Genomic DNA, 20,503 nt, shown 5'->3' on the forward strand with positions numbered 1-20,503 from the left:
AATTTTTAAAGGTAATTTTACCATGAGTAATGCGGATGTAGAAAACGACAGCATTGAACTCGAAGATCAAGAAGAGCTTGAGTTAACATCTCATCCGCATCAAATGGGGACAGATACTGAGGTTCGAATTGCAAAAGAGCAATCCAGTGTTTTCGAATTACTCCGTCGCGAAGCTCGTGGGCAACTGGTTCTTGCTCCAGATTTTCAGCGTAAACTTGTCTGGGATAGAAAACACCAGTCAGAATTAATTGAATCTATTTTAATGGGGATTCCTATTCCATTAATTTATCTTTTTGAGGATGAAAATGGTGTCAGGCAAATCATTGATGGCAAACAACGAATATCTGCATTGAAACGCTATGTTAACAATGAATTTTCTTTAACTGATTTATCTATGTTGCCTGACTTGAGAGGAAAAAAATTTTCTGATATTCCTCCATTATTACAAGCAAAGCTTGAAGATTGCCAGTTACATTCTTATGTGATTCAACCCCCAACACCTGAATATGTGAAATTTAATATTTTTGAGCGTGTAAATCGAAGTGGTATTAATCTAAATAAACAGGAAATGCGGCATGCTCTTTATCAAGGCAAGGCCACAAAGTTAATTAAGGATCTCGCTGAACACGAGTCTTTCAGGCTTGCAACAGGTAATGGCGTAAAATCTGAGCGTATGCGAGACAGATATCTGGTTTTGCGGTTCGTAGGATTTTATTTGCTTGTAACAAATCAAATGCCAGGTGTTGAATTTAGGTCTGATATTGATGCTTTTTTAGCATCTGCGATGAAATTCATTAATACAAAAGCTGATGATGAGTTACTGGAAGAAGTTGAAGATGCTTGTATAACTGGTATGACTAATGTCTATAAAGCGTTGGGTTCAGAAGCATTTAGATTTTCAACAAAATCAGGTGCTAAAAGGCGACCAGTGAATATGGGATTATTCGAAGTGTTAGTTATGGTATTCAGTCAGATAAGTTTTGAATTTTTATCAAAAAATATTGAATTAAAACAGCTTATTGAACAATACAAGTATAATTTTGATGAGATTGGTATTTTTTCTGGTGCAATTGATACAACACAATATGTAAATATGCGTTTTGATTTTGCGAAGGAAATAATGGAAAGGATTAAAAATGCTTACAAATATTAACATTCAAGGATTTAAAAGTTTAGGCTCAACAAGTCTGGTGTTATCACCACTGACCATTTTAACTGGAACTAACTCTTCTGGTAAATCCAGCGTTATTCAGGCATTGATGTTACTAATTAAAAATAGCGCTTCTGTTAATCAGTATAGTATGGAAGAAGTTATCCGATTTCTAGCTGATTTTCCTGTTATTAGAAATAAAAAAAATAACGCAAAATCTATTGTTATAACAGTCCAGGATACAGAAAAAAATTCTCATTCGTTAACGCTCAACTCAGAAAATATCGAAATTGATAGTCGTCTGGGATATCAATACGAGCCAAGAGTGCCTGGTAGTGAACCTGAGTTGCTCTATCTGAATGCCAACCGCTTGGGGGCACAAGAATTTGTGCCCACCGCAGAACGTCGAGTAGGTGTTGCAGGAGAATTCTTGTTTTCAACATTTGATAAAATGAAACATTTGCCAGTACCTGAATATCTGGTGAAAGTTCACGAATCTACAACACTTGCATATCAATTATCTTATTGGTTGAAACTGATTACAGGAACGACGTCTGAATTAGTTACTGAAAAAGTTGGTGACCAGATTAAGGTCGCTTTTACCTTAAAAGAGCTTGAAGGAAATGTTTCTCCTCTTAATCTTGGGGCTGGGATGAGTTATATTGCAAAGGTTTTGATTATTTGTTTGATGGCAAAAAAAGGCGATCTTATTTTGCTAGAAAATCCCGAAATTCAATTGCATCCGAAAGCGCAGTCTCATTTGGCAATTTTTTTAGCATTTGTAGCAAGTAAGGGTATCCAGATTATTGTAGAAACGCATTGTGAACATTTAATCAATAAACTTGCGTATTTGGTTTATGAAGATGTTATAACTTCTGAGGATATTTCTGTACATTATAAACCTGATGTGGATAAAGATTTTATCTCGATGAGAGTTAATGAAGGTGGGAAATTTACCGATCTGCAAGAGAATGTTACGGGATTCCCTTTAGGTTTTTTTGATGCAACCTTAGATGATTTGATGAAGATGAGGTAAAGAAATGTCTTATCAAATGGTTCTTGATACATCTTTATTAGTTGCATATGAAAATATGGATGATAAGAATAAGGTGAAGAGATTACATAAAAAACTAGTACTACCTTATTTAACTAACAAAAGGCAATGGATTGAGGCAAGAAATTTAGGATTGAAGATGCCGGAGTTAGAATATCGACAATATTTATCTATGTTAGCAAGTCAGCCTGAAAGTGATGATGATCTTGTTACTTTAGCATCTAAATCGTTGTTGAAAATAATCCTTACTGAGAATGATAATTTATCACTTCCCTTTGTACATTATAAAAAAGGTATGGTTAATAATCAAGTTACCGTTACATTAAGCCCTACAGATAATAGAATATATTTAAAAAAGTATCTGGAAATGCTATGTTGCAATGCAAAAAAAGTAATTATATGCGATAATTACTTTGCACAGAATTGGGAGAATACATGCAGCTTATTTCATTCCGTACTACCTAGAAAAGAGCTTGTTATTGAATTTTCAGAAATCGCAGTAGGTGTCGCTGCAGTCCAAAACGGAAGTAAAATAAATAGTAATTTTGTTCATTGTATCCATCCTGAATGGAGTGTGCAAATCACTACAAATCCCAAATATACAAACTGCCATGATCGCTATTTACTAATTGAAAGTCCGGAAGGAAAAATAGAAGTCATGCTGTCGAGTGGCTTTGACCATATATGGAAAGCAAGTCCTAAAGAACTTACCTGTGTATTTCGTGATGTTTCATAAGAGAATTGCACTTTCTTAAGCCGGTGGGGTATATATATCTTCCGGCTTAAGAAAAATGTGAAATTTTACTTCCTCAATCCCGCAAACGCAGCCCGAATCTCTTCCTCCGGCAGCTGAATCCCGATAAACACCATCGTGCTATGCGGTTTTTCATCGCCCCACGGGCGGTCCCAGTCGGCGCTGTAGAGGCGCTGGACGCCCTGGAACAGCAGGCGATTTGGTTCGCCGTCAATCCATAGCATCCCTTTGTAACGCAGCAGTTTATCCGCCGACTCCAGCAGCAGGTTTTCCATCACGCGGGAAACTTCGCTGATATCTACCGGGTAATCCAGTTCTACCACAATCGACGAAATATCGTTTTGTTTATCCGCGATAAAGTGGAAACGCGGTTTGGTGCTGACGACGTTTTCTTCCAGCATAAAACCGTTGGTGTTGAACAGCAGGCCCAGATCGATGTCGCCGTGGGTGACGGTGTAGACCGGTGCGCGGGCGTTGATGCGTGCCAGGCGTTCACGCAGTTTTTCTGCTTCGCCTGCGACGTCGGTTTTGGTCAGCAGAATGCGGTCGGCGTAGCCAACCTGTGACTGGGCGATGGTGAACTGGTTCATCTGCTCATCGGCATGTACCGCATCCACCAGCGCAATCACGCCGTCCAGCAGGTAACGCTGGCATAAAATCTCATGGGAGAAAAAGGTCTGAATAATCGGGCCGGGATCGGCCATGCCGGTGCATTCAATGACCAGACGATCGAACTGAATATTGCCCTTGTCGAGATTATCCAGCAGGTCGAGTAGCGCGTCCTCCAGCTCGTTGGAGCGCGAACAACAGATGCAGCCGTTGGTCAGCGTTTTGATCTGCGTGGCGCGGTCGCCAATCAGTTGATCATCAACGGAGACTTCGCCGAATTCGTTTTCAATCACGGCAATCTTGTAGCCGTGCTGTTCATTAAGAATATGGCGCAGCAGGGTGGTTTTGCCTGCGCCTAAAAAACCGGTGAGTAGGGTAACTGCAATCGGGTTCATGCTCTCTCCATTAACAACAGCGCATACCGCCTTTACCATCGCCGCCGTAGCGCGCGTTCTGGCGTTCGCGGAAGAATTCTTCATAGCTCATGTACGGCTTGTCGGGATGGTTGGTCTTCATATGCTCGACGTAGTTGTCGTAGTCTGGAATGCCAATCAACATCTTCGCCGCCTGGCCGAGATATTTTTTTGCCTGTCCTAAGTTACCAAACATAGTTCACTCTGATAAGAACAAAGCCCCGCCGAAGCGGGGCTAAACACGGTTAGTGGTGCGAAGAGATCTTCACGCCGCCTTCCGGGATTGGAACGTACGGAGTTTCTTTGTCAGTACGTTTGTCGCTGTTACGCACCTTCAGCCAGGTTTTGAAACCGTAGAAGATGATGCTGTACACCACAATCAGGAACAGAATACTCAGACCCGCGTTGGTGTAGTTGTTCACAACGATGTGGTTCATGTTGGCAATCTGCTGTGCCGTCAGGTCAGTACCGTTAGCAATCTTCTCTTTGTACTGGCTTGCCATGTAGAAGAAGCCTTCCATCTGCGGGTTGGTGCTGAACAGTTTCAGGCCCAGCGCCCAGGTGGTGCAGATAAGCAGCCATACAGCCGGAACAACAGTCACCCAGATGTATTGGGTGCGCTTCATCTTAATCAGCACAACGGTGCCCAGTACCAGCGCTACGGCTGCCAGCATCTGGTTGGAGATACCGAACAGCGGCCACAGGCTCTTAACGCCGCCCAGCGGATCGACCACGCCCTGATACAGCAGGTAGCCCCACAGACCCACACAGCCCGCAGTACCGATGATACCGGCAACCAGAGAGTCGGTTTTTTTCAGGAACGGGATGAAGTTACCCAGCAGGTCTTGCAGCATAAAGCGGCCAGAACGGGTACCCGCATCCAGCGCGGTCAGGATGAACAGGGCTTCGAACAGAATACCGAAGTGATACCAGAAGCCCATGTCAGCCATCGGCAGCACTTTGTGGAACACGTGAGCGATACCTACCGCCAGCGTCGGCGCACCACCTGCACGGTTCAGGACAGAAGGCTCACCAATGTCTTTCGCGGTTTGCAGGATCTGCTCTGGCGAAATCACGAAGCCCCAGGAGCTGACAGTCGCTGCCGCGTGTGCGGTAACGTCTTTCAGCTGCGCCATGATGATCGGCGCGTTCTCGCCACCCATTTCATGCAGGTTAGGCATGGTGATGCCAAGGCCCGCAGGCGGGGTATTCATCGCGAAGTAAAGACCCGGTTCGATGATGGACGCAGCAACCAGCGCCATAATCGCCACGAAGGACTCCATCAGCATTGCGCCGTAGCCAATGAAACGCGCGTCGGTTTCGTTAGCCAGCAATTTCGGCGTTGTACCGGAAGAGATCAGCGCGTGGAAGCCAGATACCGCACCACAGGCGATGGTGATGAACAGGAACGGGAACAGAGCGCCTTTCCACAACGGGCCAGTACCGTCAATGTACTGGGTCATCGCAGGCATTTTCAGTTCCGGGTTCAGCACCACGATACCCAGCGCCAGGCCGACGATAACGCCGATTTTCAGGAAGGTTGCCAGATAGTCGCGCGGTGCGAGGATCAGCCACACCGGCAGCAGTGCGGAAACAAACGCATAGCCAATCAGTGCGAAGGTAATTGTGGTGTCTTTAAAGGTCAGTGCCGGACCCCAGTACGGATCGTGAGCAATCACGCCACCGAAGTAGATAGAGGCAACCAGCAGCACGATACCAATAACAGAGACTTCACCTACACGCCCCGGACGGATAAAGCGCATGTAGATACCCATGAACAGCGCAATCGGTACGGTTGAGCAAACGGTGAAGACCCCCCACGGACTTTCGGCCAGGGCTTTAACCACAATCAGCGCCAGAACGGCGAGGATGATGATCATGATTAAGAAACAGCCAAACAGCGCGATAGTCCCCGGTACTGGCCCCATCTCTTCTTTGATCATCTCACCGAGAGATGCGCCGTTACGGCGAGAAGAGATAAACAGCACCATAAAGTCCTGTACCGCACCGGCCAGCACTACCCCCGCCAGCAGCCACAGTGTGCCAGGCAGGTAGCCCATCTGCGCGGCGAGAACCGGACCAACCAGCGGACCAGCACCGGCGATAGCGGCGAAGTGGTGACCAAACAACACGTAACGGTTGGTCGGAACATAGTTCAGACCGTCATTGTTAATAACCGCAGGCGTCGCGCGCGTGGGGTCGAGTTTCATCACTTTCTGGGCGATGTACAGACTGTAGTAGCGATAAGCCACCAGATACACTGACACAGAGGCGACCACGATCCACAGGGCACTGACGTGCTCCCCCCGACGTAATGCAACTACCGCGAGGCAGAATGCACCGATGATTCCAAGAATCACCCAGGGTATGTGCTTGAATATCTTTTTAGTATCCATAGTAAAACCTGGTATGTATTGATTAATAGTTGGCCGAAGCCGTTCTAGGTTTGCGTTGCGTTTGAGGAGGTAAATTGACCGCTATCCTGCAGTGATGTTGCCAGAGTTACGCGCGCGTAAAGTAAGGTAAATAACTGAGTGGTTATATTTGGGACGTAAGCGGTCAGGAATGGCGGTGAGCGGTTGGGCAAGAATTATTCGTCGGGTGGATATGTGATTGAGATCACAATAAAAATGCCCCTTCGATAATTAACCGAAGGGGTATTCTTAGAAGAGAGTGTCTAATTCTGCCAGTACGTTGTAGTCGTCATCAGCCAATAACAACGTTTTCCATTTGTCGAAGGTCAGGCACGGATGCGATGTGCCAAACACCAGAATATCCCCCACTTGCACGTCGCTATTAGCTGACAGTTGCAACATGCAGTGCTGATCCATAATGCCTGTACTGCGAATCGCCTGTGGATCAAATGCCAGTGATTTGCCGTTGCGATAGTGGGCGACTGGTTGCGGCAGTCCGGCGTCGAAGGCGCAATCACGCTTACCAAAATTTACCACCGCACGATCAGCTTCCGGCACCGATTGCACCATGGCGACCAGTTCCAGCGCAGATGTGAGATCGCCTGCCAGATCACAGGCCACAGGATCACGGGCGAGCAACTGTTGTTGTGCCGCGTCGTAGATCCCGGTGTCGTGAGTGATGTAGCAGCCAGGGCGAATAACAATGCGGCAGTTATCAGGCTTTTCTGCCGCCAGCCAGATATTGCACACCACGTCATACCAGACCGTGCCTGCTCCGGTGAGAATAAACTCGCCATCAACCAAACTTGCCATATCACAGGCCAGTTGTGCGGCATCCCGCAGCAGAGCTTCTACCTGCGGTTGTGGATCGTCACCGTGTAAAACACCTTCATATAACTCAAGCCCGCGCAGACGTAGCCCTGGTAATTGGGCCGCCTGTTTAGCCAGTGCCAGTACGGCATCCGTTGAGCGGCAACCACAGCGTCCGCCGGGAACACCCAGCTCAATCATCACGTTCAGTGTCTGTTGCTGACTGGCAAAAAAGGCAGACAAAGCGCGGGCGTTCTCAATGCTGTCGATACAGCAGATAAAATCGACCGTCGGGTAATGTTGTTGCAACCGGGCAATCAACTGCATATTCGCCTTGCCGACCAGCTGGTTAACCATCAGCACTCGCTGAATACCGCTCGCCATTGCCGCACCAGCCTGCCATGCGCTACCGACACCTATTGCCCAGGCACCAGCCGCCTGCTGCGCCTGAAAAATCCACGGCGTCATGGTGGTTTTACCGTGCGGTGCCAGTGAAACGCCGCGCGCGTCAGCGTAGCGTTGCATCCACGTAATGTTGTTCTCCAGGGCCTGCTTTTTAATGATCGCGGCAGGTAAACAGACATCTTCGGCAAGGAGATTTGCGGGCATTTGCATCAGGGCAGATTTATGGGGAACCAGAGGTTCTGAGTGGTATTTCATAACATTTACCTTTTAAGTTTTTCACCGTATCGGATGTGAGTATTATTTGTAACTAAATGAAATATAAATATTTAGTTTATTTATCTTATAGTTTATGAATAAAAGTATCATAAAATCATCTGGGTTTTGCGTAGTTTTCCACTGTTTTTCGTCCTTGTAAATGGTTAACTTGTCACCATTGCAGAAATGGAGTGACGAACATGCAGGTTGACTGGTTAATCAAAAATGTGACCGTTATCGACGGTAGCGGCGGCCCTGAATTTCGCGGTGACGTGGCAATAACAGGTGATCGGATTGTCGATATTGCCCCTGCGCTTAACGTTACGGCGCAGCAGGTCATTGACGGGGAAGGGCGGGTGCTGGCACCAGGGTTTATCGACGTTCATACCCATGACGATATCAACGTTATTCGCATCCCGGAATATCTGCCAAAGATCAGTCAGGGGATCACTACGGTGATTGTCGGTAACTGCGGGATCAGTGCGGCGTCGGCGAAAATGAAAGGTGAAGTTCCTGACCCGATGAATCTGTTGGGGGAAGCGGAGCACTTTATTTATCCTACCGTTGAAAGCTATGCCCAGGCAGTGGAAGCAGCCAGGCCGTCACTGAACGTTGGCACGCTGATTGGTCATACGGCGCTGCGTAATAACCATATGGACGACCTGTTTCGCCCGGCGACGGCGGATGAAATTGCCGCCATGCGCGCCGACTTACGTCTGGCGTTGAGTCAGGGGGCGCTGGGGTTAAGTTCCGGGCTGGCCTATGCCACAGCATTTCAGGCGACTACCGAAGAAGTCATGGCGCTGGCGGAAGAATTAGCCGGTGAGAAGGGCGTTTATACCACCCACCTGCGTTCTGAATTTGAACCGATTCTCGATGCCCTGGATGAGGCGTTTCGTATTGGGCGTCATGGCAAAGTGCCTGTCGTGGTTTCCCATCATAAATGCGCCGGGGCGAAAAACTGGGGGCGGACAAAAGAAACGTTGGCCTTTTTTGACCAAATGCGTCAACACCAGGAAATTGGCTGCGATGTCTACCCTTACTCAGCCAGCTCTTCAACGCTGGATCTCAAACAAGTCACCGACGAATTCGATATTATGATCACCTGGTCACAAACACATCCGCAGCAGGCCGGGAAAACACTGGCGCAAATCGCCATCGACTGGCAGATGAGTATGCTGGAGGCCGCGAAGCTGCTAATGCCTGCCGGGGCTATCTATTACAACATGGACGAGCGCGACGTCCGCCGAGTGTTGAGTTATCCGGTCAGTATGATTGGCTCTGACGGCCTGCCCAATGATCCCATGCCGCATCCACGTTTATGGGGCGCCTTCCCTCGTGTGCTGGGCCACTATTGCCGTGATGAAGGCTTATTCCCACTGACCACGGCTATCCACAAAATGACCGGGCTTTCTGCCAGCCGTTTTCGCCTGCCCCAGCGTGGACTGGTGAAAGTCGGTTATTTTGCGGACCTGGTGTTGTTCGATCCACAAACCATTCGTGATGTTGCCAGCTTTTCTGATCCCAAACGCCCGGCAGATGGCATTGAGGCGGTGATGGTGAACGGCGTTATGAGCTATGGTCGCGATAAACATATTACAGGCCGTGCGGGACGCTTCCTGCGCCGGCAGACCTCACATTAAGGAGTGAATATGAGCATTAAACGTTACGGTACGGAAGGTGGAACAGGCACTGGCGGGCAGCATTTGCCTTTTGCCAGGGCGGTTGAGGCGGGCGGCTGGCTGTACGTCTCCGGGCAAACACCCATGAAAAACGGTGAAGTGGTAGAAGGCGGAATCGTTGAACAGTCACGACTGGCGATCCAAAACTGTGTCGACATCATGACTGAAGCCGGTTATAGCCTGGCGGATGTGGTTCACGTGAAAGTGATCCTGACCGACGCCCGCTATTTCCAGTCATTTAATAAAGTATTCAGAGAATTTTTTGGCGAGAATCCGCCTGCACGTATTTGTTGTGTGGCTGATCTGGTTGTCGATTGTAAAGTCGAAGTCGATGTGACCTGTTATAACGCGACCCGCTAATAAATTTAAGAATTAAAAAAACAGACCGCAATTGAGTGCTGAATACATTCAGCACTCCGGGAACTCTTACATTATTCTCTCTCTACTGGCAGGATGTGAATTATGAACAGTCATATCTTTTTAGTCGGCTTTATTATTTATGCCATCGCCATGATTTGGCTTGGTTGGTTTGTTTCTCGTAATCAGAAAAGCGGAGAAGATTTTCTGTTGGGCGGGCGTTCGCTGCCGCTGTTTCTGACGCTGGGGTCAACCGTTGCCACGATGGTTGGCACGGGTTCCAGTATGGGCGCAGTGGGCTTTGGCTACAGCAATGGCTGGGCCGGAATGCTTTATGGCGTCGGTGGGGCCGTAGGTATATTACTGGTGGCGTGGCTGTTTGCACCGGTACGTAAATTACGTTTTATGACCATGAGTGAAGAAATATCTTATTATACTGGCGGCAGCCATTTAATTAAAAATATTGTCGGCCTGATGATATTTATTGCCTCTATTGGCTGGCTGGGGGCGCATATATTAGGTGGAAGTATGTATCTTGCCTGGGCAACAGGTATTGATCTTACGGTGTCAAAATTAATTATTGCCTTAGCTTTTGCGATTTACGTTATTATCGGCGGTTATTCGGCGGTAGTGTGGACAGATACTATTCAGGCCCTAATTCTGTTCTTTGGCTTTATATTAATGGCTATTCTTGCCGTTGTTCACGTTGGTGGCTGGAGTGCGATTGAACAGGCGATGGACCCAAAAGCGATGAGCCTGTTTGCGATTGATAAAATGGGCGTGCTGCCTGCGCTTTCGCTGGCGCTGGTTATTGGTGTCGGCGTACTGGCCACACCATCTTATCGCCAGCGTATTTACTCGGGAAAAGACGTTCCCTCTGTACGGCGTTCATTTGTTATTACTGGCGTGTTGTATCTGTTCTTCTCGATTCTGCCTGCCATTATCGGCATGGCGGCGTTCACCATGAACCCGAATCTGGAAAACAGTAACTATGCCTTCTTGTTCGCGACCAGCTTCTTACCTGCCATTCTTGGGCTGGTGGTGCTGATTGCCGGGCTTTCAGCCACCATGTCTTCCGCCAGTTCTGATGCCATTGCGGCGGTGGCGATTATGATGCGCGACGTCTACACCATGATTACCGGCAGAATGCCGCCGGAGGACAAGGCCATTACTTACTCACGCTGGATGTTGACCTTTGTTATTGGCCTGGCGCTGGTCTTTGCTCTGACCTCTAATGACATCATCAGCTACATTACCAAAATGATTTCGATGCTGATGTCCGGGCTGTTTATCTGCTCGATTCTCGGTCGCTTCTGGCTACGCTTTAACTGGCAGGGCGCGCTGGCGGCGTTAGTGAGCGGTATGGTGATGTCAATTGTGGTGCTGATGAATGCCGACTGGCTGGCTTACTGGGGTAACCCGTGTATTCCGTCAGTGCTGGGCAGCCTGGTCGCTGGCGTACTGGTGACGTTGGTAACGCCAGCTAGTCAGGTCAGCCGGGAAGAAGCTTTGGCGATTATCACCAATGAGCGTGAAAACCAGAGTGTCGTGATCACCAAACCTGAAGAAGCATAACCGACAATGCTAATCGCCAAGTGGCTGGCGGTTAGCGCCCCCACGGTGGCTGTCTAACACCAGTTTTATCCGCCGCAGGCGATCTTTCGCCTGCGCTTTATTTGCCATTGCCAGTTCTGTTGCCAGTACATCGACCATGGCTAACATCGCGTAGCGGGAAGGCGTGGGTTTAAAGATGTAATCACTCTCCTGAACCAGCAGCGGCAATACCAGATCCACCTGTTCCGCCAGCGGTGTTTGTGCTGGCGTAATGGCAATAACACGCGCGCCATACTGACGGGCGATTGCCGCACTTTCGATGATTTCCGGTGTATAACCGCCCAGCGACAGCACAATCACCACATCCTGCGGCATCACTGCCGAGCACATCATTCTCATCATCAGGGCATCATTCTGACTGACCACTGGTAGCCCCAGACGGAATAAACGGTACTGAATCTCCTGTGAACAGATAGTGGAACCGCCGCCAGTTCCCAATGCAAGAATTTGCCGCGCCTGACTTAACCAGCTTACCGCCTGGCTGATGGCATTCATATCCAGCGAACGACGATGCGTTTCCAGCACGCTAATAATCGCTTCGTAGATCCCCTGAACACCGTCAAGATCCGGTACATCGAGAATAAACCGCTGCCCGATAGCCAGTGACTGCGCCAGTTTGACTTTCAGCTCGCGGACATCTTTGCACCCCAGTGCACGGGCAAAACGCGTCACCGACGCCTGACTGGTTTGCGTTAACCGTGCCAGCTCAGCAATTGGCAGTTCCACCGCGGCGGGGACATCATCAAGAATAAATTGTGCGATACGCTTTTCAGTGGCTGTTAACGCCATAAACCGTTCGGTAATGCAGGAGATGATATCGATGCTATAAGCCATAGGAGTATCACTGATTCGAAGAAGATTGATACTTTGTACCATAAACTGCCGCTATAGAGTGTGACCCTCACAAAAAACGCAAGTTTGCTGCAACAAAAGCAGTGCCGACGCTTTTCCATAGCATAAAGTTTTCCACCACCAGGCCGACAACCAGTGTATCTGTCTAGTGGAAAGAGAAACCATGTTAAAACGTATCAAGATCGTGACCAGCTTACTGCTGGTTTTGGCCGTTTTTGGCCTTTTACAACTGACATCAGGCGGTCTGTTCTTTAATGCCTTAAAGAATGACAAAGAAAATTTCACTGTTTTACAAACCATTCGCCAGCAGCAATCCACGCTGAATGGCAGCTGGGTCGCGTTGTTGCAGACGCGTAACACCCTCAACCGCGCGGGTATCCGCTACATGATGGATCAGAACAATATTGGTAGCGGTTCAACCGTTGCCGAGCTGATGCAGAGTGCCAGTATTTCGCTGAAACAGGCGGAAAAAAACTGGGCGGATTACGAAGCATTGCCGCGTGACCCGCGTCAGAGCACCGCCGCAGCGGCAGAGATCAAACGTAATTACGATATTTATCACAATGCGCTGGCGGAACTGATCCAACTGTTAGGTGCAGGCAAAATCAACGAATTCTTTGATCAGCCGACTCAGGGATATCAGGACGGTTTCGAGAAGCAGTATGTGGCTTACATGGAGCAAAACGATCGGCTCTATGATATCGCCGTCAGCGATAATAATGCCTCCTACAGCCAGGCGATGTGGATTCTGGTGGGCGTGATGATCGTCGTACTGGCGGTCATCTTCGCCGTCTGGTTCGGTATTAAAGCCTCGTTGGTAGCGCCAATGAATCGCCTGATTGACAGCATTCGTCATATTGCAGGTGGCGATCTGGTGAAACCGATTGAGGTGGATGGTTCTAATGAGATGGGGCAACTGGCAGAGAGTTTGCGCCATATGCAGGGAGAGCTGATGCGTACCGTCGGTGATGTGCGCAACGGGGCCAATGCTATCTATAGCGGTGCCAGCGAAATCGCCACCGGCAATAACGATCTCTCTTCGCGCACCGAGCAACAGGCCGCTTCGCTGGAAGAGACGGCAGCCAGCATGGAGCAACTGACCGCAACAGTGAAACAGAACGCCGAGAATGCGCGTCAGGCTAGCCATCTGGCGTTAAGTGCTTCCGAAACGGCGCAACGTGGCGGCAAAGTGGTTGATAACGTGGTGCAGACCATGCGCGATATCTCTACCAGCTCGCAGAAAATCGCCGATATTATCAGCGTAATTGACGGCATTGCCTTCCAGACCAATATTCTGGCTTTGAACGCGGCGGTTGAGGCTGCGCGCGCGGGTGAGCAAGGGCGCGGTTTTGCGGTGGTTGCGGGAGAAGTGCGTAATCTGGCCCAGCGCAGCGCCCAGGCGGCTCGCGAAATTAAAAGCCTGATTGAAGACTCAGTGGGGAAAGTGGATGTTGGCTCTACGCTGGTCGAAAGCGCCGGGGAAACCATGGCAGAGATTGTCAGCGCTGTGACCCGCGTGACGGACATTATGGGCGAAATTGCTTCTGCTTCTGATGAGCAGAGCCGTGGTATCGATCAGGTTGGCTTAGCGGTTGCTGAGATGGACCGGGTAACTCAACAGAACGCTGCGCTGGTGGAAGAATCTGCCGCTGCCGCCGCCGCGCTGGAGGAGCAGGCCAGTCGCCTGACCGAAGCTGTGGCAGTGTTCCGGATTCAGCAAGAGCAGCAACGCCAGCGCGAAGCATCGGCAGTAGTAAAAACCGTGACGCCATCTGCGCCGCGCAAGGTGGCAGTGGCAGATAGCGGAGAGAACTGGGAAACGTTTTAATCGCCATAAAATGCCCGATAAGCAAAATGTTATCGGGCATAGGGAAATTAATCTTTACGTGGGTCGTTGATCGGCTGACGAACCAGGAAGATGTATGCCAGTGCACCCGCCGCGGTGACGCAACCGCAGATGATTAGCGCCAGACGGAATGAGTGGGTGGTATCGACAATAAAACCAGTAATGATCGGCGCAAAAGAGGCGCAGATGAAGCTGGCAAAGTTCTGGATACTGCCCACCGATGCAGTCATGCGAGAAGCGACAGCGACGTGGATCAATCCCCAGCAGGATGTTCCGGCAAAGTGAATGCAGAACAGTGCCATGCCAATCAGCAGAACCGCCGTCATGGATGTTGTCGCTTGCGGTACTACCAGCGTAAAGGCGGCAGAACAGAACATCCCGGCAATAATGCAGATCTTACGGCTTTTAATCGGAGCCATTCCTCCTTTGACCAGCCAGTCGGTAACGTAACCATTGACCAGCATCCCGGCAGCCCCAAACAGGAAAGGGATAGCCGCCATCAACCCGGTGCTTTTTAAATCCAGATTATAGGCTGTTTGCAGGTAACCTGGCAGCCAAGCCAGATACAGCCACGCAGTGTAATTGATGCCACTGAATCCGAGCATCATTCCCCACATTGTGCGGTTACGGAACAGGCTGCGCCATTCAGCAAAACTGAGTGGATCACGGCGGGCATTGACGCTACCGGCATTGAGATAGGCTTGTTCAACGGCAGTCAGTTCTACGTGCTCGCGGTTGCGATAGAGCATATACCAGCCAATGGCGAGAAAAATACCCAACACACCAATGGTAATAAACATCCCGCGCCAGCCCATCACCAGCATCATCGCCGCCAGAATCGGTGGGCTTACGGCAACGCCAATGGTAGAAGCTGCGTTGAAGAAGCCCATCGGGCGTCCGCGCTCTTTGATGTTGAACCAGTCGTTAATGACTTTTACACCGCATGGGTTCATCGGCGCTTCACCAATCCCCATACCGATACGCACCAACACGAACTGCGTAAAGCTGTGCACCATGCCAGACATTGCCTGGAACAGTGACCAGAAGAACATCCCCAGTCCCAGCATCAGGCGCGGGCCTTTACGATCCAATAGTGGGCCGCAAGGAAGTTGCGCAATCCCGTAGGCGAGTGAAAACACGGAGAGCAAAGCGCCGATTTCGGTGGCACTTAATCCCAATTCTTCACGAATCGTTAAATTTGCTACCGACAGTGAACTGCGGTCGAGATAATTGATTACCGCCGCAAAAAATAATAACAACATGGCGGTGGTTTGAATGCGTTTAATTCGGGTACTGCGTTGAACTAATCCATCTGGTGGCACGGGAATATCTGCCGACGAAGATGGAGTAAATGAAGAACGCGGATCGAGGGTGATATTTTCTTTTTCCACGCCGGACTCCTGTATTTATAATTTTAATTGTTTACGTAATTGTGCATTACGCAAGGTTGACATTAACGGCAGGTAAAAGTTTTAGGACTTTACTACCGCTCACAAAAACATTTTTAGTCGACTGATTGTGAGCATAGGTAAGCGGGAATTTTCCGGTATTTATCTTTTGATAAAACCGTGCACCCGCTAATAGTTTGCTGTTTTTAATCCGTACTTAATGAGCATAACGCGTGTTCTCATTAATGGATCGAATCATTGATTGTTTAGCTGAATTCAAATGGTTACGGAGCGCAAGGGTGGCATCCAGGTCACTGCGGCAAATCAGAGCGCTGAGAATGGTCATATGCTCATCGACGGCAATGATATTGCGCTGTTTAAGATCGCTTTCGTCCCATTGATAGTGAAAATGAAAGATGACTGAGATGATCTCAAGCGATTGATCAAAAAAGATATTATCGGCAGCTGAAAGCAGTAAGGAGTGAAAATCTCTGTCAAGTTGCGAGAACATGCGAAAGCTGTTGCCGATGTTGTCACGCAGTAGTCGATGACGTTCGAGCATGGTTTTCGCCTGCAGCCAGCGGGGATCGTGATCAGGCAGGTTGAGAAAGTGCTGAAGTGAATGAGTTTCGAGCATTTCGCGTAGCTCAAACAGCTGCTCGGCGTAGGATTGATCGAATTGCTTCATGCTCCACTGGCCGCGCTTTTCGCTCTGAATAAGATTATAACGACCGAATTTTAAAAGATATTCTCTTACTACAACCGGGCTGACACCCGCGGCCCGAGCCAGTTGCAGTTCAGAAAAAGTTTCCCCTGGGCGTAACTGGCGCTGGTTTATCATCGTGAAAAAAGCCTGCTCAAACACTTTGTTTTGTTCACTCATTGAAGCGGTAGTACAGGCGAAACCGTCATCATGGTCAGGTTTACGCGCAATAACATAGTCGTTTCCAACCTGCGTCAAGACGCCGCATTCGCGTAAGTGGCTGAGAATATGACGCACTGTGGTGCGGCTGATGTTGTACATTTCCGCCAGCGCACTTTGCGATGGAAGTGGGGAAGGGATGTGACCCCGCGCCATATCATCAATGACCTGGTTAATCACATTGTGGCGTAAATTTTGTGAGCGACTCATATTTTCCTCCTTGTGAGTCCATTAAAACCCGATTTAAAACATTTTTATGCGTGTGTTTTCACAAAATAGATTTTCCGTTCCGCTGCCATTTTTCATTTTCATTGATATCTAAGGCAACAAAAAATGGAGAGCCGAATCATGTCTACGATGAATGTTTTAATTTGCCAGCAGCCGAAAGAATTAGTCTGGAAACAACGCGAGATACCTATTCCGGGTGACAATGAAGCATTAATAAAAATTAAGTCTGTCGGGATTTGCGGTACCGATATTCATGCCTGGGGTGGAAATCAACCATTTTTTAGTTATCCACGCGTTTTAGGCCATGAAATATGTGGGGAGATTGTTGGGCTGGGTAAAAATATTGCTGATCTTAAAAATGGTCAGCAAGTTGCTGTGATCCCTTATGTTGCCTGTCAGCAATGCCCGGCATGTAAAAGCGGTCGCACCAATTGCTGTGAAAAAATTTCAGTTATTGGCGTGCATCAGGATGGTGGTTTTAGTGAGTATTTGAGCGTGCCGGTGGCGAACATTTTGCCCGCAGACGGTATTGACCCGCAGGCGGCAGCATTGATTGAACCTTTCGCTATTAGCGCACATGCGGTGCGTCGTGCAGCCATTGCTCCCGGCGAGCAGGTGCTGGTGGTCGGGGCGGGGCCAATCGGTCTGGGCGCGGCGGCAATCGCTAAAGCTGATGGCGCACAGGTGGTGGTGGCGGATACCAGTCCGGCACGCCGAGAACATGTGGCAACGCGTCTGGAGTTGCCCGTGCTGGACCCGTCAGCCGAAGATTTTGACGCGCAGCTGCGGGCGCAGTTTGGTGGTTCGCTGGCGCAGAAAGTGATCGACGCGACAGGTAATCAACATGCGATGAATAACACCGTAAATCTGATTCGTCACTGCGGCACGGTGGTATTTGTCGGTCTGTTTAAAGGTGAGTTGCAGTTCTCCGATCCGGAATTCCATAAAAAAGAAACGACGATGATGGGCAGCCGCAACGCCACGCCGGAAGATTTCGCTAAAGTCGGTCGACTGATGGCGGAAGGAAAAATCACTGCCGACATGATGTTAACCCATCGCTATCCGTTCGCCACGCTGGCAGAAACCTATGAGCGCGATGTGATTAACAACCGTGAGTTGATTAAGGGTGTAATTACTTTCTTATAAGGCGAGATTATTAAAGTTGCCATGCAGCGTCCGGGGAAGTGTTGGGCGCTGTTTTTTTTGTTTCTTAATAATGTGTTGTGAGCCGGAGAAGATGTGTAGGTCGCACCTTATGCGACCTACAAATCAGTCAGGAATTACCCTTCACGTTCCACCACTTTAATTTCCACCATGCCGATACCAAGCTTACGCGGCGAGTGTCCGAGGATATTCCCTTCGTTGGTTGAGACGGGTTCAGGTGGCACAATCACCAGCGTGTCAGCATCGGTTGGGTTATCGAAATGCAGCGTGGTGGTGGTTACTTCATTGCCCAGCACAAGGGTTTGTTCTTCATTGCCTACGCGTACCGGAATAGGACGGCTGGCGTTATTGCCGTATGCTTTGGCGGTAATCACCAGGTCAAATTTCTTCGGCAGCGGATGCTTGTACTCGATTTTTACTTCGTCGCCCAACTGTGCGTTGGACCAGCGGCCCCACGACTCCGGACGGGAAATCCCGCTAAACTGTTTCACCTCTTCTGGCGCACCGGCGACGTTAAAGATGAAACTGTCGGCTTTGTAGCGAATATCGTTATCAACAATCTTCAGCGTATCGACATTGCCTTTGTAACGCGCCATGTCGATGACCGTATCTTTAAATGCCGTTTTGCCCTTCCATGTTGTTTTATCAACATGCTGGACAATTTGCTGACCGCCAAGCTGCCCTTGCGAGACACACCAGTCGGTGGAAAGTGCCAGTTCCGGAGCCCAGAGTTGTGCCATCTTATAGCAACGGTCAACCCAGACGAAATTGTCGCGTGGAGCAAAATCGGCCAGCTGGAAACGCAGCGGTGCTGAGTATTCACTTTCCGGCAGCGGTTCTACGCGCTTGTCTGAAACCCGCAACAGCAGCGGCAAACGGAAATGGCTACCCGAGAAGGCAATCATGTTTTTCTGCTGGTCGATGGTGAACTCTTTCATCTCTTTAGGGAATTTCCACAGGCGGATGATATCTGGCTTCCACGCCAATGTTTTCTCTTTGATATTGAGGAAGATTTCCGACATCGACTGCCCGGATAAACTGCTACGACCAAGTCCGAGATAGTTATCGCCACCGAGAATGTCCAGCACCGTCGCGCCGTTATCCATCGTGTTACGCTTCACCGCCAGCGTCTCTTGCTGCGGCTTGTCGCCACGGATGACAAAAAACAGGTTATTGCGATCCTGTTTATTAAGGTATTTCCACGCCGTGTTGTTCATCGCTAAATGGTCAGAAGAGACGACGATAACAGTATCTTTAAACCACGGTGACGCTTTGATTTTGTTGATAAACGCCGCGATATTCTCCTGGCTGCAACTTACCGCACTGAATGACTGATTCGGCTTACCGTCAAAATCATATTTTTTGCGGTTACAGGTGCGCGAGATAAAACCATCCGGGTGATGGGTATCGACCGTCAGGGTAAACAGTGAGAATCGCTGGCCAGAGCGGGAAAGCTCTTCAAACTTTTTCCACGCTTCATCCAGCACGGTATCGTCGTAGAATCCCCAGTCGTTGCGATAGTGTGGGTCGGCCACCACGTTTTTCAGCTCTTCTGAGCCGTATAAGTGGTCGAAGCCGTGCGATTTCAGGAACACATCTTTACCGGCAAAACGCAGATTCGCGCCCTGCACGAAATAGTTCTGATAACCCGAGTTTTTCAGGATATCGCCCAGACAGATGTTCTGCGGGAAGAAGCTGGAGACAGAGGCGGAGGCGTTGCCTTCAAAGGGGGCAAACAGCGGTATGCCGCACTGAGAAGCCACCATGCCCGCAATCGTGTAATCCGTTCCTGGCAGCTGCTGCGTGTGGCTGAAATCCAGGCCTTCATTTTTCAACGCGCCCAGTTCAGGCGTGAGATCCGGGAAAGCCTCGTTATCAAAATAGGTTCGCTCGAGACTTTCGCCGTAGATATAAACCAGGTTGAGTTTCGGGTCAGGGATAGTTTTCGACGGCTCTTTATAATAAGCCGCAAAGTCCGGGTCGCCGTCGCGTGACTGGGATTTCACCAGTTCCGTTATCTGACGAAATGCCGGGCTGGCGTCCACTGAACCCAGCGCCAGTAAGAGTGCCAGCAGGCTGTAACCAAAATGGTGCGGATGATGACGACGACGGCGCAGGATCCAGCCCAGAGCACCGAACACCGCCGTCAGCCCCAGCACAATGCCGATACCCGGCAGGATGTATTTGCTGACGCCAGCACCGGTCAGGCTGTTGGTTAAGGTATAGAGAACCGCGTCGTTAATACCATCACCAGTAAAATAGTCGCTGGCAAACAGGGTGATATTTAAAACGACAAATAGCCCCAGCACCGTTAACGTGGCTGCAAACCACCAGGTGTTACGTCCCGCTTTCCATGCGTAAATGAGCACAGAGGCGAGAAAAAGGGCGAAAGAGAGTAGTTCTGACAACGGGCGATCCTCACTAAACCGGGCCGTTTAGCCAACGTTTAAGCTTTTTGAGAAGCACAATGTAATGGCGTCGCCATATTGCTGCAATTCTAGTGTCAAAAAAATGCGATGTTGTTAGGAATTAGTTTATAAACAGACTTTTTTGATTACGGTCGCTTCCCGTGTAACAGGGGGAAAA

At 49.2% G+C, this 20,503-nt stretch carries 16 protein-coding genes; 8 read left to right on the plus strand and 8 right to left on the minus strand.

The window, feature by feature from the left end:
* The first annotated feature begins 22 nt into the window (after positions 1 to 22).
* Genes FQZ95_RS10675 through FQZ95_RS10685 form a run of 3 tightly spaced genes read left to right on the plus strand, consistent with a single transcriptional unit; the run spans position 23 to position 2,940 of the window.
* On the plus strand, positions 23 to 1,153 hold the full coding sequence (locus tag FQZ95_RS10675; RefSeq protein WP_105277254.1) for a DUF262 domain-containing protein: 1,131 nt from the start codon (positions 23 to 25) through the stop codon (positions 1,151 to 1,153).
* Complete coding sequence (locus FQZ95_RS10680) at positions 1,137 to 2,186, plus strand: AAA family ATPase (RefSeq protein ID WP_105277255.1); 1,050 nt, start codon at positions 1,137 to 1,139, stop codon at positions 2,184 to 2,186. Before FQZ95_RS10675 ends, FQZ95_RS10680 begins: the two co-directional genes overlap by 17 nt.
* 4 nt (positions 2,187 to 2,190) lie before the next feature.
* A complete protein-coding gene (locus FQZ95_RS10685) occupies positions 2,191 to 2,940 on the plus strand; it encodes a hypothetical protein (protein WP_105277256.1) in 750 nt (249 codons plus the stop codon).
* A gap of 65 nt (positions 2,941 to 3,005) precedes the next feature.
* On the opposite strand, the gene yjiA is transcribed toward FQZ95_RS10685, so the two are convergent.
* From yjiA to FQZ95_RS10705, 4 genes are all read right to left on the minus strand, one after another.
* Positions 3,006 to 3,962: a GTPase gene (yjiA, locus tag FQZ95_RS10690; RefSeq protein ID WP_001297640.1), complete on the minus strand. Its 957-nt coding sequence runs from the start codon at positions 3,960 to 3,962 to the stop codon at positions 3,006 to 3,008.
* A gap of 10 nt (positions 3,963 to 3,972) precedes the next feature.
* Positions 3,973 to 4,176 carry a YbdD/YjiX family protein gene (locus FQZ95_RS10695; protein WP_000467859.1) on the minus strand — a complete coding sequence of 68 codons (204 nt, stop codon included), beginning with the start codon at positions 4,174 to 4,176 and terminating at the stop codon, positions 3,973 to 3,975.
* A gap of 49 nt (positions 4,177 to 4,225) precedes the next feature.
* Positions 4,226 to 6,376, minus strand: coding sequence for a pyruvate/proton symporter BtsT (gene btsT / locus FQZ95_RS10700; protein ID WP_001314407.1), 2,151 nt, complete (start codon positions 6,374 to 6,376; stop codon positions 4,226 to 4,228).
* Between the two features lie 267 nt (positions 6,377 to 6,643).
* Positions 6,644 to 7,864 carry an amino acid deaminase gene (locus FQZ95_RS10705; protein WP_160530175.1) on the minus strand — a complete coding sequence of 407 codons (1,221 nt, stop codon included), beginning with the start codon at positions 7,862 to 7,864 and terminating at the stop codon, positions 6,644 to 6,646.
* Positions 7,865 to 8,064: 200 nt separating this feature from the next.
* Between FQZ95_RS10705 and FQZ95_RS10710 the strand changes: the two genes are divergently transcribed.
* The 3 genes from FQZ95_RS10710 to FQZ95_RS10720 all read left to right on the plus strand — a co-directional run bounded on the left by FQZ95_RS10710 (position 8,065) and on the right by FQZ95_RS10720 (position 11,478).
* A complete protein-coding gene (locus FQZ95_RS10710) occupies positions 8,065 to 9,507 on the plus strand; it encodes an N-acyl-D-amino-acid deacylase family protein (protein ID WP_160530176.1) in 1,443 nt (480 codons plus the stop codon).
* 9 nt (positions 9,508 to 9,516) lie between these two features.
* On the plus strand, positions 9,517 to 9,906 hold the full coding sequence (locus FQZ95_RS10715) for a RidA family protein (protein WP_000023754.1): 390 nt from the start codon (positions 9,517 to 9,519) through the stop codon (positions 9,904 to 9,906).
* Between the two features lie 102 nt (positions 9,907 to 10,008).
* Positions 10,009 to 11,478: a sodium:solute symporter family protein gene (locus tag FQZ95_RS10720; protein WP_160530177.1), complete on the plus strand. Its 1,470-nt coding sequence runs from the start codon at positions 10,009 to 10,011 to the stop codon at positions 11,476 to 11,478.
* A gap of 9 nt (positions 11,479 to 11,487) precedes the next feature.
* Here the strand turns inward: FQZ95_RS10720 and FQZ95_RS10725 are convergent, their stop codons facing one another.
* A complete protein-coding gene (locus FQZ95_RS10725; protein WP_032185835.1) occupies positions 11,488 to 12,351 on the minus strand; it encodes a MurR/RpiR family transcriptional regulator in 864 nt (287 codons plus the stop codon).
* Positions 12,352 to 12,532: 181 nt separating this feature from the next.
* On the opposite strand from FQZ95_RS10725, the gene tsr reads away from it, so the two are divergent.
* Positions 12,533 to 14,197, plus strand: coding sequence for a methyl-accepting chemotaxis protein (gene tsr, locus FQZ95_RS10730; protein ID WP_000919558.1), 1,665 nt, complete (start codon positions 12,533 to 12,535; stop codon positions 14,195 to 14,197).
* A gap of 47 nt (positions 14,198 to 14,244) precedes the next feature.
* Here tsr and FQZ95_RS10735 read toward each other — a convergent pair whose 3' ends face one another.
* Together FQZ95_RS10735 and FQZ95_RS10740 are read right to left on the minus strand one after the other, a co-directional pair.
* Entirely contained in the window at positions 14,245 to 15,606 is a 1,362-nt protein-coding gene (locus tag FQZ95_RS10735; RefSeq protein ID WP_000410144.1) for an MFS transporter, read from the minus strand.
* A 214-nt stretch (positions 15,607 to 15,820) separates the two neighbouring features.
* The gene (locus tag FQZ95_RS10740; protein WP_000091572.1) at positions 15,821 to 16,735 is read right to left on the minus strand and encodes a GntR family transcriptional regulator; all 915 of its coding nucleotides are present in this window, start codon (positions 16,733 to 16,735) and stop codon (positions 15,821 to 15,823) included.
* Positions 16,736 to 16,873: 138 nt separating this feature from the next.
* On the opposite strand from FQZ95_RS10740, the gene lgoD reads away from it, so the two are divergent.
* The gene (gene lgoD, locus FQZ95_RS10745) at positions 16,874 to 17,899 is read left to right on the plus strand and encodes an L-galactonate oxidoreductase (protein ID WP_160530178.1); all 1,026 of its coding nucleotides are present in this window, start codon (positions 16,874 to 16,876) and stop codon (positions 17,897 to 17,899) included.
* 134 nt (positions 17,900 to 18,033) lie between these two features.
* On the opposite strand, the gene opgB is transcribed toward lgoD, so the two are convergent.
* On the minus strand, positions 18,034 to 20,325 hold the full coding sequence (opgB, locus tag FQZ95_RS10750; protein WP_160530179.1) for a phosphatidylglycerol--membrane-oligosaccharide glycerophosphotransferase: 2,292 nt from the start codon (positions 20,323 to 20,325) through the stop codon (positions 18,034 to 18,036).
* Positions 20,326 to 20,503 lie beyond the last annotated feature (178 nt).

The organism is Escherichia sp. HH41S (assembly GCF_009820115.1).
Classification (GTDB): domain Bacteria; phylum Pseudomonadota; class Gammaproteobacteria; order Enterobacterales; family Enterobacteriaceae; genus Escherichia; species Escherichia coli_F.